The 16141-nt window shown below is 39.9% G+C and carries 12 protein-coding genes and 2 riboswitches; of the genes, 10 read left to right on the forward strand and 2 right to left on the reverse strand.

Annotated features, from left to right (window positions below; translation table 11 throughout):
• Positions 1-3 precede the first annotated feature (3 nt).
• Positions 4-119: riboswitch (TPP riboswitch) on the forward strand.
• A gap of 84 nt (positions 120-203) precedes the next feature.
• From PHT93_RS00140 to PHT93_RS00155, 4 genes are all read left to right on the forward strand, one after another.
• Positions 204-2402: a TonB-dependent receptor plug domain-containing protein gene (locus PHT93_RS00140; RefSeq protein ID WP_300238108.1), complete on the forward strand. Its 2199-nt coding sequence runs from the start codon at positions 204-206 to the stop codon at positions 2400-2402.
• A 287-nt stretch (positions 2403-2689) separates the two neighbouring features.
• Positions 2690-3925 (forward strand): DUF4934 domain-containing protein, encoded by a 1236-nt coding sequence (locus PHT93_RS00145; RefSeq protein WP_300238109.1) that lies wholly within the window; start codon positions 2690-2692, stop codon positions 3923-3925.
• Between the two features lie 66 nt (positions 3926-3991).
• Positions 3992-4112: riboswitch (TPP riboswitch) on the forward strand.
• A gap of 51 nt (positions 4113-4163) precedes the next feature.
• Positions 4164-4754, forward strand: a complete 591-nt coding sequence (gene pnuC, locus PHT93_RS00150) for a nicotinamide riboside transporter PnuC (RefSeq protein ID WP_300238110.1) — start codon at positions 4164-4166, stop codon at positions 4752-4754.
• Positions 4751-5398 (forward strand): thiamine diphosphokinase, encoded by a 648-nt coding sequence (locus PHT93_RS00155; protein WP_300238111.1) that lies wholly within the window; start codon positions 4751-4753, stop codon positions 5396-5398. Before pnuC ends, PHT93_RS00155 begins: the two co-directional genes overlap by 4 nt.
• A 3-nt stretch (positions 5399-5401) precedes the next feature.
• Here the strand turns inward: PHT93_RS00155 and PHT93_RS00160 are convergent, their stop codons facing one another.
• Positions 5402-5710, reverse strand: a complete 309-nt coding sequence (locus PHT93_RS00160; RefSeq protein ID WP_300238112.1) for a hypothetical protein — start codon at positions 5708-5710, stop codon at positions 5402-5404.
• A gap of 151 nt (positions 5711-5861) precedes the next feature.
• The gene (gene fldA / locus PHT93_RS00165; RefSeq protein WP_300238113.1) at positions 5862-6368 is read right to left on the reverse strand and encodes a flavodoxin FldA; all 507 of its coding nucleotides are present in this window, start codon (positions 6366-6368) and stop codon (positions 5862-5864) included.
• A 262-nt stretch (positions 6369-6630) separates the two neighbouring features.
• Between fldA and PHT93_RS00170 the strand changes: the two genes are divergently transcribed.
• Genes PHT93_RS00170 through nagA form a run of 6 tightly spaced genes read left to right on the forward strand, consistent with a single transcriptional unit; the run spans position 6631 to position 16075 of the window.
• Positions 6631-9735 (forward strand): SusC/RagA family TonB-linked outer membrane protein, encoded by a 3105-nt coding sequence (locus PHT93_RS00170; protein WP_300238114.1) that lies wholly within the window; start codon positions 6631-6633, stop codon positions 9733-9735.
• Positions 9736-9745: 10 nt separating this feature from the next.
• Complete coding sequence (locus PHT93_RS00175; RefSeq protein ID WP_300238115.1) at positions 9746-11290, forward strand: SusD/RagB family nutrient-binding outer membrane lipoprotein; 1545 nt, start codon at positions 9746-9748, stop codon at positions 11288-11290.
• 14 nt (positions 11291-11304) lie between these two features.
• A complete protein-coding gene (locus PHT93_RS00180; protein ID WP_300238116.1) occupies positions 11305-12756 on the forward strand; it encodes a Gfo/Idh/MocA family oxidoreductase in 1452 nt (483 codons plus the stop codon).
• Positions 12757-12793: 37 nt separating this feature from the next.
• Positions 12794-13540: a glucosamine-6-phosphate deaminase gene (locus tag PHT93_RS00185; protein WP_300238117.1), complete on the forward strand. Its 747-nt coding sequence runs from the start codon at positions 12794-12796 to the stop codon at positions 13538-13540.
• A 10-nt stretch (positions 13541-13550) separates the two neighbouring features.
• The gene (locus PHT93_RS00190; protein WP_300238118.1) at positions 13551-14888 is read left to right on the forward strand and encodes a sugar MFS transporter; all 1338 of its coding nucleotides are present in this window, start codon (positions 13551-13553) and stop codon (positions 14886-14888) included.
• Positions 14888-16075, forward strand: a complete 1188-nt coding sequence (nagA, locus tag PHT93_RS00195; protein ID WP_300238119.1) for an N-acetylglucosamine-6-phosphate deacetylase — start codon at positions 14888-14890, stop codon at positions 16073-16075. The genes PHT93_RS00190 and nagA overlap by 1 nt, the downstream gene beginning before the upstream one ends.
• The last annotated feature ends 66 nt before the right edge of the window (positions 16076-16141 follow it).

The raw sequence follows: 16141 nt of genomic DNA on the forward strand, positions 1-16141 counted from the left end.
GTCTTGAATACAAAGGGGTGCTTGATGCCGTTCTTGGAAGAACGGACAACAGGCTGAGATGATACCCATATTACCTGATGCGGATAATGCCGCCGAAGGGAAATCTAACGAAATGCGGCCGCTTTCGTTATCCGGTAAATTCTTCAATACTAACACTCCTATCCTATTCACAAGTAGAATTTTTAAAATTAAAAGTCGAAAGGATGAAAAGTATATTTTTTATTGCTGCCCTATTGGGGAGCGCAACTTTTGCGAATGCGGAAACAGATCCGGTGGATTCGCTTATCGTTTCACAAAACGTATCATTAGATGAAGTAGTGGTCTCCGCCACGAAAGTAAACAAAGCTACACCGGTAGCTTATTCAGACCTCTCAAAACAAGAATTAAAACAGCGTAATGACGGACAAGGAATACCTTATCTGATCTCTCTGTCGCCTTCTGTTATCATGACTTCAGATGCCGGTAACGGAGTGGGATATAGCGGTTTTAGGGTTCGTGGAACGGATGCCAGCCGTATTAATATTACGCTGAATGGGGTACCTGTTAACGAGGCAGAATCTCATACTGTATTCTGGGTGAATATGCCGGATATCGCATCTTCGGTTGAAAATTTGCAGATTCAACGTGGGGTGGGAACATCAATGAATGGAGGCGCTGCCTTCGGTGCTACGGTGGCTATGCAAACTGAAAATCCCAGCCAAAAGCCATATATGGAATATTCCGTATCAGCAGGATCATTCGGTACAGTTCGTAATACAATAAAAGGAGGTACCGGACTGTTGAAAGATCATTTCGTTTTTGATGCGCGCTATTCTAAAGTACGGAGTGACGGATTTATCTCTCGTGCAAGTGCCGATATGAGTTCCTATTTTGTTTCCGGAGCCTATTATGGCGACAATACATTGATTAAGTTTCAGACTTTCGGAAGTGCGGAAAAAACATATCAGGCATGGAATGGGGTGCCTTCTTCTATGTTGGAAACAAACCGGACGTATAATCCTTGTGGAGAATATGTGGATGAAAATGATGTAACTCAGTACTACAATAACCAAACAGATAACTATTGGCAACATCATTACCATCTGATGGGTACACAACGCCTGAATGATCATTGGACAATGAACCTTACCCTGCATTATACGGATGGGAACGGGTATTATGAAGATTATAAGGCCGGTGCAAAATATAAATCCTATAAACTTCCGGTCTATACGAATCCTGCGGGTGAAGAAGTGGCAAAAACTGATCTTGTCCGTCGTAAATGGTTGGATAATGATTTTTACGGAGCAATCTATAACGCTAATTATCGTGCAGAAAACCTTACGTTTACTTTTGGTGCTGCCGCCAATCGGTATGACGGGGATCACTTCGGACGGGTTATCTGGGCAAGGGCTGCCAATGCGTTGCCGAAGCCGGACTATGAATATTATCTGAACAGAGGGCTTAAGACAGATTATAATACCTTTGTGAAGTTGAACTACCAGTTTTTGCCTGTGTTAACCGGATTCTTGGATTTGCAATATAGAGGCATCGATTATTCAATCAAGGGGAGCGATGATAAAGCAGGTGACAACGTGAATGTCTCCAAGCATTGGGATTTCTTTAATCCGAAAGTAGGTCTTAATTTCAATAAAGGAGGACATGCAGCCTTTGCTTCTTTCTCGGTTGCCAACCGTGAACCAAGCCGTGACAATTTTACGGAAGCCGGAGAAAATGAACAACCGGTACATGAAACATTATATGATTACGAAGCCGGATACACCTATCACCATCCGCAGTTCAATGTAGGTGTCAACCTCTATTACATGGATTACAACAACCAACTGATCCTCTCCGGAAAGATCAGCGAGATCGGAGAAGCTCTCACTACAAATATCAAAGATAGTTATCGGGCAGGTATTGAGCTGATTGGAGGAGTTAAGCTGGCCTCTTGGTTAAACTGGAGCGGAAACGCAACTTTCAGCCGTAACAAGGTGCGTAACTTCACCGAATTTGTGGATGATTGGGATACGGGTGAACAACGAAGCAAATACTTAGGAACGACTAATATCTCCTTTTCTCCGGACGTTATTGCAAATAGTATCTTCGATTTGAGCTACAAAGGGTTTAGTGCCAGCTTTATTTCACAATATGTTGGCCGTCAGTACATGGATAACTCTTCCTCCAAAGATCGTTCAATAGATGATTACTTTATCAATAGCCTGAGGCTTGGTTATACGTTTAAACCCCGTTTCGTAAAAGAAATATCTTTGGATGTAACGGTAAACAACCTCTTTAATGAAAAATACGAAACCAACGGCTGGGTATATTCCTATTATAGTGGTGGTGAACGAGGCAAACAAGATGGTTATTTCACACAAGCCGGAACCAATGCAATGGCGCGTGTAAGTCTCCGGTTTTGATAACTCACAAATGTTTATAGAATAAAGAAAAAAATATAAAGGATATAATTGCAAAAATATCCTTTATATTTCCAAAAATATCCTTTATATTTTTGCCCTGTTTTATACTTTGATTTTCAACGGTAAAAAACAGGGCGTTTTTGGCAAAAAAACTCTCCTTTTCCCGGGTTTTTCCCTGTATTTTTCTGATTTGTTAAAAAATAAAACTACTTTCATTAGTTGTGTAACTAAAATATTTAGTTTCTTTGTGTCTGATACTCTGTATCTGAATTAATAACACAATAAATATGACTAAAATTTGGTTTTATATTGCCTGTTTGGCTTGCTTTATGATAGCTTGTTTAGACAACAAACAAGCAGAGGTGAAGGGGGTAACAACGATTGATGTAGCCGGAGCAATGGAAAACCCGGTTGAACTTAAACTGTCTGAACTTGTTAAGGACGTGCGTTATATCCCGTTAGAAACCACAGACTCCTGTCTTATTGGAAATCATCCGAATCTATTATTATTAAATCATCAGATTGCGGTTTATACCAATAAAGACTGTCTTCTGTTTAATAAAAGCAATGGGAAGTTTATTTGTAAAGTAGGACATCGCGGGGACGATCCGGAAGCATATACCTCTCCCCAGCCAATTTATAATGGCGTAGATGGTTTGCTCTATTTCAGGCGTTCACCTGCAGCAATGCAAAAATATGACCTGCAGGGAAACTATAAAGGGAAGATTGAACTCCCATCTACCCCTGCATCGCCAAGTGACGTTTTGTTTACTGATTCCTTTAATGTGGGGTTTTATAACAGTTTGGCGCAACAATATAATGCACGCTTACTTGTTTTCTTTGACAATAACGGAACAGAAATTGATACAATCCCTGCATTATCACCTGTATTGCCGGAAAAAAAGATGGCAGATATTGCCAATATATCTATCATGAAACGAGGATTAGCCGGGTTCCTTTTGACTCATTTTAAAGATGGTGGAGTATCGGCAGGTATTAGCGGCATTCCTTTTTTATGGGAACAAGATGGACTGGTCCGATTAAAAGAGAACTTTAATGATACTGTTTATACCGTTACGCGTGAAAAATTAATTCCATCCATCGTTTTTTCTACCGGAAAATGGAGCTGGGGCCCGGAAGCACGTACCGATCCGGAAGATAGCGAATCACGTTTACTAATGACTACCGTCTTCGAAACAGATCAGTTTGTCTTTTTCCAGTGCACGCGTAGTGCCTATAGCGATAAGCCCATTGTCTATAATGGGGTGTATGACAGGAATACCGGACTGACCCGCATATGTGAAGAGGATAAAAACTTCACCGACGACCTGACTAATTTCCTGCCTTTCAGTCCCAAGACATGTAGCGCTAAAGGGGAGTTCGGTTCTATAATCGGATCAGACAAAATCATGGAATGGTTCGAAGAACATCCAGAAGAAGTCAAAAACGAAAAAATAGCCGCACTAAAGTCAATCACAGAAGAATCTAATCCGGTAGTAGCTATTACTGTTCCAAAGGAATAAGTTTTTTAGCGGTTATTCTTTTTACTAAATATTGCAAACTTCCCCCTTTTTCTTTTTCTTTGTATATTGAATACAGAGGGGTGCTGACTGCTTATTCTGAAAAAAAAGAATAAGCAGTTTGGCTGAGATAATACCCATATAACCTGATGCGGATAATGCCGACGAAGGGATTGTGTGTTTTTGTTTTTCTCCCTTTTTATTCACTTGGATTATGAACATCTTCTTGAAAAGTGAATACATGGAACATGCATTAGAGATTTTTGGAGTAGTTACCGGGTTGCTTTATCTTTGGTTGGAGATAAGACAGCATAAGGTGATGTGGATTGTGGGCTTTGTCTCTTCGTTGGCCTACGTTTTTGTTTTTTTCTTCTCGAAAATTTATGCCATGATGGCGTTGAACGTATATTATGTCGTGATCAGCGTTTATGGTTTTCTGTTGTGGTCGAAACAGCGAAGTGAGACAACGGAAGAAAAAAATGTTCAACAGGAAACGATTATTTACCGTCATTTAGATCTTTCGGTCGGTTTGCTTTGTGGGCTTGCTGCTGTTCTTTTCTTTGGTCTGCTTTATTTTGTGTTAGACATGTTTACTGATTCGCCCGTCGCTTTGGGTGATGGGTTTGTGACGGCACTAAGTATTGTTGCGACCTGGATGCTTGCAAAGCGTATTTTGGAACATTGGATTTGTTGGGTAGTGGTGAATGTCGTTTCTTCTTATCTTTATTTTACACAAGCTTTGTATCCTACAATGTTTTTGTTCTTTTGCTATGCGGTATTAGCTGTCGTTGGTTATCTTAACTGGAAAAAGAAAGGAGTTTTAACCGTATGAAAACTGATTTTGATTGTGTTGTAGTGGCCAACGGACTATTCCCGACTACTGAAGATGCGCTTGCACTATTGAGGAATGCTTCTTTTGTAATTGCTTGTGACGGAGCCGCTCAAAAACTTTTTGAAGATGGTTATCGAATAGATGCGATTGTGGGGGATCTGGATAGTATGCCCCATGATATTATAAAAAAATACACCCCGAATATCCATCATCTGACAGAACAAATGACAAATGATTTGACTAAGTCTGTTCATTATGCTCACGAGAAAGGATATAAACATTTATTAATTCTGGGGGCAACAGGACTTCGTGAGGATCATACGATTGGAAATGTAAGTTTACTGACGAACTACATCAATTGGTTTGATTCCGTTCAGATGATGTCTGATTTTGGTGTCTTTATTCCGTTGAAAGCAAGTTCGACTTTATCTTCTGAACCCGGTCAGCAAATATCCATATTTGCTGTTACACCCCAAATAGAAATAACGACAACGGGATTACGCTGGGATGTAACCGATAGACGTTTTGAATGTTGGTGGCAAGGTACACTAAACGAAGCAATAGGAACTGAGTTTACTCTCTCTTTTAAAGGAGACGGAAGAGTAGTTGTCTATAAAGCCCTCGTTGACTACAAAAGACGTTGAGTTTTACTCTTTGCCGGTGCTGGGAAGAGGAATAATTTCTCTATACCATTCTTCTAACTTGTTGTTTACTAAAACGAACATATAAAATTCGTCTCCTTTTATATCCCGATAGGATAGAACTTCAACCTGCCGCCCTTCTTCTATTCGTTTCTCCGCAATCGTATAGGCGTTTCCAAGAATGTGTGTAACTTCCTTCTTGGACATACCTAATTCTAATTTCTCCATTTTTCCGCTTGTCATATACATAACCGAAAGTGAAGAGCAGGAAAATAAAGATAAAAGGACTAAAACTAATGATAGTATTGTTTTCATATGGCAACGTTTTTATTCAGAAGATCAATTAATATTGCCAATGTACTAATCTTTATGAGATGGTATGTTGTTCAGGTTCTTAATAAACATGAAAAAACTTAGTTTGTGGAGAAGATAAAAAAAGCGGGTAATCATTACCCGCTTTAGTTTCTTATAATACTTCGCTTTTGAGCTGTTCTACCCAAGCATCAATACGTCCATCAGTTTCTCCGTCTTCATTCAATTCATCTAACGCAAGACCAACAAACTTACCGTCTTTCACTGCCGTAGAATCATCAAATGTGTAACCATCTGTTGATACTGCACCGGCGAATGTACAACCAGTACCTTGTAAACCGTCATAGATAGTACCAATAGCATCACAGAACGTATCACTAAATGAAGCCGAATCACCAGCTCCGAAAAGAACAACCGTCTTTCCTGACAGATCCGCTTTTTTCAGCTTACCTAAGAAATCTTCCCAGTCATCCTGCAGGTCACCAGCACCCCAGGTAGAAGAACCTAACACTAAAACTTCATAAGGAGCAACTGCGTCAGCAACAATTTCTCCAACATTAAACACATCTGATGAATCAACACCTAACTTACCGGCAATGCGTTGAGCCAAATCCTCAACCGTGCCCGTAGAAGAACCATAAAATATACCTGTTTTTTTCATAAACCAATTTAATTACTAATAATGTACATAATCAACAATCAATAATCAAACAAAGTTCAGATAATACCGATTTTCGAACAATACCTATATATGCGTATTTTCATTGTGTAAACCAACATATATAGGTATATAGTTTTCGGCAACGCTTCCGGTAACGTTATCGCTTTTTTATTTGAGATTTTCCTGTTTTTTGAAATGAAGAAATGTTTTCTTTGGGTCAAAATATATGTTAGGAAAGTTTTAATCTTAAAAATCTAGTTACATGAAAAAGAGAAAATCAATGGCTAAACAGTTATTGTTATTAGGCTTGTTTTCGATGTTTTTTTTCTTGCCGGATGCTTTCTCGCAAGAAATGAAGCGACAGTCCGGAACAATCTTTGATCAAACGACAAAAGAGACTCTTCCTGGTGTGAATCTTCTTATTAAAGGAACACAAAAGGGGGCTACCACAGATTTTGATGGAAAATATTCTTTGGAATTAAAAAAAGGAGAAACGATTATCGTATCTTACTTAGGTTATAAAACTAAAGAGCTTATTTCTGGGCAAGATGATTTAACTAAGATCTATCTTGAGTCTTCTACGCATGAATTAGGAGAGGTGGTCGTTACAGCCTTAGGTATTGAGCGTAACACACGTACTTTATCTTATGCTACGCAAAAACTGGCTGGAGGTGATGTTTCGGATATCCGTGATAATAGTTCAAATGTATTAAGTAGTTTGTCCGGAAAAGTTTCAGGTGCTGTGATTACTACAGCAGCAACGGGCCCAGGTGCTGCTGCCAGAGTTGTGTTGCGCGGGAATCGTTCAATAAGTGGAAATAATAATGCATTGATTGTTGTTGATGGAATCCCATTTGATAATAGTTCTACGGGACAAGCTACCGGAACAACAGGAAGCTATGGGGCAAGTGATGGCGCGGCCAATATAAACCCTGATGATATTGAATCTATCAATGTGTTGAAGGGGCCATCAGCAGCCGCTCTGTATGGTAGTCGTGCAGCTAATGGTGCGATCATCATAACGACTAAACAGGGAAAGGAAGGTCGTTTTACCTTAGATTATAATGGTGGAGTCAGTTTTGACCAACCCAATTTGTTGATGAATTTTCAAAATACTTATGGAAGAGGTAACGGGGGTGTAGCCTCAGCAACTGCTGGGGAAAGTTGGGGAGAAAAAACACAAACTTATTCAGATAATGTAAAAAACTTTTTTGAGACAGCTACTTCTTTCAATAATTCAGTGAGCCTTTATGGTGGAACAAAAGAACTTCAGGGGTTTGCTTCCTATACGAATAATAAAGTAGAGGGTATTGTTCCAGGCAATGATCTGAAGAGGAACACATTGAATGTACGTGTGAATACAAATTTTATTCCTCGGTTGACAACAGATACTAAGATTACATACGTAAATCAAAAAATTGGGAATAGGCCACGATTAGGGGATGCAGGTGTGCCATTGGAGGCCTATATAATGCCGCGTGATATGAGTAGTGAAGAGTTGAAGGATTTCGAGGATATCAATCCAACAAATGGACAACCGATACGCAAGTATTGGACTACTTCGTCTATTTACGACAACCCTTATTGGAATGTTAACAGAACATCAGTTGATGAAGAACGTAATAGGATTTCTGTATTAGGTTCTGCAAAATATCAATTGTTTGATTGGTTGAGTGTAATGGGGCGTGTAAGTTATGATCGTTATGATGATATGCAAACCGGAGCTTTCTATGATGGTACAGTTTCTTTAGGTGATGTGAAAGCAGGAGGAAAATATTATGAAACAACTACTCAATATTGGGAAAGGAACTTTGACCTTCTTGTTTCTGGAGAACATTCGATCAATGGTATTTTTGATATAAACTATAACTTGGGGACAAGTTCCCTTAAACGCTCATTTAACACATTGCGTAATATGGCAAACGGATTGACAATTCCAAATCAGTTCAGTTTAGCTTTTGCAACCACACCCACGTTTGAAAAACTACTTTATACTGAAACTTCAAGGAATGAATATCAACGAATGTTGAACTCGGTATACGGCAATCTGCAGTTTGGCTATAATCGCTATCTGTATCTTGATGTTACAGCTCGTAATGACTGGTCTTCTACCCTCCCTTCGCCACATAGCTATTTCTATCCTTCAGTTGGTTTGTCTGCCGTTCTTAGTGATATAATTAAAATGCCGGAATGGATCAGTTTTGGTAAGGTTCGCGCTACCTATGCTCAAGTAGGTAATGATGCAGATCCCTACTTGCTTAATCAGAAATATAAATTTGCTTTAGGAGCAGGACAAGGTTTTATTTCAAGAGATACAAATAAAGCGATAAATGATCTGAAACCTGAAAAAACGAATTCTTATGAGTTAGGCTTAGAATGGAAATTTATTGAAAACCGCCTGACAGTAGATATGGCTTTCTATAAAAGTAATACAAAAAATCAACTTCTTTATGTTGGATTGCCAATGGCCAGCGGATATAACAAACGTTATATAAATGCAGGAAATATAGAAAATAAGGGTTTTGAAATACAAATAGGTGCGCGTCCTATTATGACTGATGATTTTTCTTGGCAAACAGGTATTAACTTCTCTACTAATAGTAACAAGATTATAGAGTTGGCACCAAATACTACACAAGTGAACCTGACTGATAATACAAAATATGCAACAGTAATCGTGAAAGAAGGAAGTTCATATGGAGATCTATATGGTTACAAATGGAAAGTTGATGAAAAAACAGGGAAACATGTTGTAGATGTTAATGGTCTTCCTGTTGTTGAATCAAATCAATTACTTGGTAATTTCAATCCTGATTGTATGATCGGATGGTCTAACTCGTTCAGTTATAAAAACTTTAGAATGTCTTTCCTTGTTGATGGCCGTATTGGAGGTGATTTGGTCTCCGGAACTGATGCTTATCTGGCAGCTTACGGTCTTGCTGATTTTACAGAAGAATGGCGCGAAGGCGGCCTCGTTCTTGATGCTGTTACTGCAGATGGAACACAAAACGCAACGGTCATTTCTGCTCAACAACTATGGACTAAAGTATCTCAAAACGGACGTGACGCCTGGGGCGAATTTTTCACTTATGATATGACAAATTTCCGTTTGCGTGAACTGTCCCTGGGTTATGACTTTGATGTAAGTAATATCTCATTTATTAAAACGGCGCAGGTGTCTTTGACTGGAAGAAATCTGTTTTTCTTTTATCGTGGAAAAGCAAAACTAAAAATACCTGGAATTAAAGAACGCACGATTCCTATTGATCCGGATGCTGCTTTAGGAGCCGGAAATTACCAAGGTGTAGAACTTGGCCTTCCACCCGCAACCCGATCTTTTGGCTTGAATGTGAAATTAACCTTCTAATTACAACGTCATGAAAAAATATATATTATATAGTTTGTTTACCGCTATAACATTAAATAGTTGTACCGGAGATTTTGAAGAAATGAATGTTGACCCGAATAACCTGACAGAGGTGGGGAAACGCGAGATGCCCTTTATGTTTGCAAAGGCACAGTCTTCGTCTGCCTTGAACCGTAGTTTTTATCAGACGGTTCAGAATCTTGGGGCAGACCTTTATTCGCAGTATTTCGCACTAACGAGTACCTCGTTTGCTACCGACCGTTATGTTTTGACTCCCGATTGGCAGAGACGCTTTTGGACTGTTGTTTATGTTGATACAGCACCTCAATTAAAATCAATATTGGAAAATGCTGATCCTAATTCCGGAGAGCAAGCTTTAGCTAATATTCTGTGGGTATATGCTTTTCATCGTTTAACAGACCATTTTGGCCCAATTCCATATTTTGACGCCGCAGAGCCACAAGATGTGATTCCTTATGATTCCATGGACAAAATATACGATGATTTTTTTAAACGTTTGGATACAGCGGTGACAGATCTAAAAGGATTATCTTCCGGAACTACCGTCTTTAAAGGGTATGAAATCATGTATGATGGTAATGTGGATAATTGGATTCGTTTTGCAAATACACTGCGCTTGAGGTTAGCATTACGTATTTCAAATATAGACCCGGATCGAGCTAAGACTGAAGCAGAGGCAGCTGTAGCTTCAGGAGTTCTTACTGATAATTCGCAAAACGCATTTTTGCAAAAGGTTCAATCAGGAAATGATACGAATGGTTTGGCTCAGGTTGCTGCCTGGAATGAGTTTGCAATGAGTTCGACAATTGCATCTTATCTGAAAGGGTATGAAGATCCGCGTCTGAGCGTTTATTTTCAACCGTCTATTAAAACGGGTGAATATAATAGTATAAGAAATGGTCTGTCTCCTACTTCTCTTGGAGAAAGCCGGAATACTCCATCATATAATTCTAATGTCGGAACCTATTGGGCTGTAAAAAAAGAAGACAATACATTCTCTCCAAATCTTACCGCTTCTTTTCATATTATGTGTTGTGCTGAAGCTTATTTTTTGCGAGCTGAAGGTGCTTTGAATGGTTGGAACATGGATGGAACAGCAAAAGAACTTTACGAAGAAGGGATTCGTAAGAGCTTTGAACAATGGGAAATAGAGAACTCGGCGGATGAATATATTAATTCGTCCAAATTGCCTGTTGCTCCGGGTGATAGTGACAGCTCTCCTGCAGTTTCAACTACTCCTGTAAAGTGGGCTCAAAGTATAAATCAACAACGTGAACAAATCGGAACACAAAAATGGTTGGCCATATTTCCTAACGGTATGGAGGCCTGGACGGAATACAGAAGGTCTGGTTATCCAGTGATGTATCCTGTTGTACAATCTGATAATTCATTATTACCACAAGGTACATTCATAAATCGCCTTCCTTATCCTCTTACTGAACAGGCAAATAATGCAGAAGAGTTAGAAAAAGGTCGTAAATTGTTGGGCGGTCCTGATGATGTGACTACAAAATTGTGGTGGGATATTGACTAATAAAAAAAATATACATGAAAACAAATCGTAGAGGCTTTTTGAAGATGGCGGGATTGGCCGGTGCGGGAGTGATGACCGGTTGTTCTCCGAGTTCGGGGAGTCGTGAGATAAGTGCTGAAACTGTTACGTATGCCTTGGATACAATCCGGCAGCAGGCAGAAAGAAAGTATAGCCAGACATTTAATATGTCTGGTTATTGTGCTCCCAAATTAGATGTTGTCCGTATTGGGTTTATTGGTGTTGGGAATCGTGGTTCTGCTGCGGTGGAACGTATAAGCCGGATTGATGGAGTAAGCATAGTGGCTATTGGTGATGTGCAGCCGGATAAAGCGGAAGCGGCTAAAAAACGGATTAAATCTCCGGGTCATGAGGCAACATTATATACAGCGGATGATGAAGCCTGGATGGAACTGTGCAGGCGTGATGATATTGATCTTGTTTATATTGCCAGTCATTGGGCTATGCATGCTCCGATGGCTTTATATGCAATGGAACAAGGTAAGCATGTTGCTTTAGAAATACCTGCAGCAACGACTGTTGAGGATTGCTGGAAGTTGGTCGAAACGTCTGAGCGTACAAAAAAACATTGCGTGATTCTGGAAAACTGTTGTTATGATTTCTTTGAGTTGCTGACATTAAACATGGCTCGTCAAGGTTTCTTCGGAGACATTGTGCATTGTGAAGGTGCTTATATACATGATATTATGGAGAGCCTCTTTGAGAAAGAAAAACGGTACGACTACTGGCGTCTGAAAGAAAACGCAAAACGAAACGGTAGCCTTTATCCTACACACGGGCTTGGGCCGGTTTGTCAATTAATGAATGTTAACAGAGGAAATAAGATGGAGTATATGACTTCCATGTCATCGGCTGATTTTATGTTGAATAAGAAAGCAAAAGAATTAGCCGGGTCTAATGACTATTTTACTCAGTTTGTAGATAATCCGTTTCGGGGAAATATGAATACGACTTGTATAAAAACACAGACGGGCAGTACGATTATGCTTCAACATGACGTAACATCTCCTCGTCCGTATTCGCGCATCCATTTGGTCAGCGGAACAAAGGCTTTTGCCCAGAAATATCCCTTACCCGGTAAAATCGCGACCGGACACGACGGATTTATGTCTGAGGAGGAATATGCAAAAGTTGAAAAACAATATACGCCGGCTATTGTGGCAAAGATCGGTGACCTGGCCAAACAAATAGGTGGACATGGGGGCATGGATTTCATGATGGACTGGCGTTTGATTGATTGTCTCCGAAATGGTCTGCCGATGGATATGGACGTTTATGATGCTGCGGCATGGAGTGTGATAGGCCCACTTAGTGAGTGGTCTGTGGCTAATCGTTCTGCGGCAATAGATATTCCGGATTTTACCTGTGGATCCTGGAAGACAAATATTCCTCATGATATAGAATTACAGACAGGAGGTACAACCGGAGTACTAAATCAGGATAACTAATTAATTCACATAACAGAACAACAAAAAATATTGGATCGTGGAGATAAACGTATTGAAAGACAAGTTTGAACTTGGGAGAGAAGCCGGTCGTTATGCTGCGGCTATTATTCGTAAAACAATAGCAGAGAAAGGATCGGCAAATATTATTCTGGCTACAGGTATGAGTCAGTTTGAAACATTAGAGCAATTGGTCGAAGAAAAGGAGCTCGATTGGTCTAAAGTACGCATGTTTCATTTAGATGAATATATTGCTCTTCCTGAATCGCATAAAGCAAGTTTCCGAAAATATCTGAAGGAACGCTTTGTGGAAAAAGTAAAGGGATTGTTAGAGGTTAATCTAATCAATGGTGAATCTCCTGATCCGGAAGAAGAATGTAAAAGATTAGGTGAAATTATTGCAAAATATCCTATTGATCTGGCCTTCGTCGGGGTTGGAGAAAATGGACATTTAGCTTTTAATGATCCTCCTGCAGACTTTGAAAGAGAAGATGCTTATCTTGTTGTAAACCTTGATGACAAATGTCGTGCGCAACAGATTGGGGAAGGATGGTTCTCTTCAATCGATGAGGTTCCCAAACAAGCAATAAGTATGTCTATTCGCCAGATGATGAAAGCAAAACACATCGTTTGTGCTTGTCCGGACAGTCGCAAAGCCGAAGCAGTCAGAAAATGTCTAACACTACCTGTCAGCAACCTACATCCGGCCAGTATCTTGCAAAACCATCCCGATTGCACTTTCTTTTTAGATGAATCCTCAGCAGCTTTGTTGAAAGAGAAATCCTAAATTCGTAAAGATGAGTAATGAGATAAAAAAAATAGATGTAGCATCACTTACCAATCGAAATACATATATTTCGATTGGTATTATTGGCCTGATGTTTTTCATCTTCGGCTTTGTTTCCTGGATCAATGCTATTTTGATTCCTTATTTTAAGATATCTTGCGAACTAACCAATTTCCAGTCTTATTTAGTTGCATTCTCTTTCTATATATCTTATTTCATCATGTCTATTCCTTCCTCGCTGATTTTGAAAAAAGTGGGATTTAAAAAAGGGATGATGTTTGGTTTCTGGATTATGGCCTTGGGCGCATTTTTATTTATCCCGGCAGCTTATACGCGTACTTATTCTATATTTCTGACGGGTCTGTTTACACTGGGTACAGGTCTTGCTATTTTGCAGACAGCCGCCAATCCTTATATAACGATACTCGGTCCAAAAGAAAGAGCCGCACAGCGGATCAGTATTATGGGCATATGTAATAAAGGAGCGGGAATATTAGCCCCTTTGGCTTTCTCTGCGGCAATACTTCGCCCTACAGATAGTGCTTTGTTTGAGGCAATTCCGTTAATGGATGAAGCTACCCGGGCAATTGCTTTGGATGAATTAATAATGCGTGTTGTAGTTCCTTATACAATTGTCGGTATAGTCCTTTTCTTCATTGGGGTATTTATTCGTTATTCACCATTACCCGAGCTGGATACGGAACATGAAAGTGAAGAACTAAGCAAAGCTAATTCGTCAAAACACAGTGTTTTCCAATTTCCTCATTTAGTATTGGGGGCAGTGGCTATCTTTCTGCATGTTGGAACTCAGGTGATTGCGATTGATACGATAATAGGTTATGCAACCTCAATGAAAATGAATCTGTTGGAAGCGAAAGTTTTTCCTTCTTATACGCTTACTGCGGCAATTTGTGGTTATCTTGCGGGTATTATATTGATCCCGAAGATAATCAAACAGACGAAGATGTTGCAGGCTTGTACAATGATAGGCCTTGTGTTGACATTATGCATTGTGTTGGTTCACGGTCATGTAAATTGGCTGAATCATGAGGCTGATATATCGATCTGGTTTATTGTCTGTCTTGGAGCTCCGAATGCTCTGATCTGGGCAGGTATATGGCCTTTGGCGTTAGATGGTTTAGGGCGATACACAAAAGATGGTTCAGGTTTGCTGATTATGGGGCTATGTGGAAATGCGATTTTACCGCTTATTTACGGAGCTTTGGCAGATTCTCTCGATGTAAGGATGGCATACTGGGTATTATTCCCATGCTATTTATATTTAGTCTATTATGCATTTAAGGGACATAAAATCAGATCCTGGTCACTTAAAGAATTTGTAAAATAATGAATCGTCTTAAAATTTACAACGGGCAACTTATTACACCGTATCGTTTGATTTCAAATGGTACGGTGTTGGTTGATGAAAATGGGGTCATAACTGCTGTTGAAGAAGGTGATGTTCAAGCATCAGCTGAGGTTGAGATTGATGCAGCAGGAAAATTTGTTTCTCCGGGCTTCATCGATCTGCATGTACATGGCGGAGGTGGCGCGGATTTTATGGATGGAAATGTGGAGGCCTTTTTGCAGGTTGCTAAAACGCATGCCACTTATGGTACGACAGCCTTGGTGCCAACTACGTTGACAAGCGAAAATGAGGATTTGATAGAAACGTTTCACATTTATGAAGAGGCATTCGTGCAAAATCGTGAAGGAGCACACTTCCTTGGATTACATTTAGAGGGACCTTATTTTTCCATGGGACAACGAGGCGCACAGGATCCACGTTATATACGTAATCCTAAACCGGAAGAATATACCGGAATATTGGAACGATACGGACATCTGATTGCCCGTTGGAGTGCAGCGCCTGAATTGCCGGGAGCCATAGAGTTCGCGCAATGTTTGAAGGAATACGGTATCTTACCTGCAATAGCACATACAGATGCTGTATATGAAGATGTGATTAAGGCTTTCGAAAATGGATATACGTTGGCAACTCATCTGTATTCCGGGATGTCGGGCGTGACGCGCCGTAACGCGCATCGTTATGCCGGAGTTATTGAAAGTGCTTTTCTGATTGATGAGATGGATGTGGAGGTGATTGCGGATGGTATTCATTTACCCGCTCCATTTCTAAAGTTGATTTATAAAATTAAGGGATCGGAACATATCGCTCTGGTGACCGATGCTATGCGAGGCGCGGGAATGCCCGAAGGGGATAGTATTCTGGGAGGCTTGCGTAATGGACTGAAAGTCGTTATTGAAGGAGGCGTTGCCAAGTTGCCGGACAGAACATCCTTTGCCGGAAGTGTTGCAACGACTGATCGTCTGATTCGTTCAATGATACAGTTAGCCGATGTTCCTTTGCTTGAAGCTGTGAAAATGCTCACGTTAAATCCTGCCCGTATTATGGGAATAGGAGATAAAAAAGGGACTTTGCAGAAAGGTAAAGATGCAGATATTATTCTTTTTGATAACAATATAACAATAGAAAAAACGATCGTAGAAGGTCGGGTTATTTATAGTAAATAACGTTTCGTTCTTTGAAAAACTGTGTTGACCTGGATTATTCATGAAATTTTAGTTTTGATCATGCAT

Origin of the sequence: Massilibacteroides sp. (genome assembly GCF_028705895.1) — a bacterium.
Lineage (GTDB): Bacteria > Bacteroidota > Bacteroidia > Bacteroidales > Tannerellaceae > Massilibacteroides.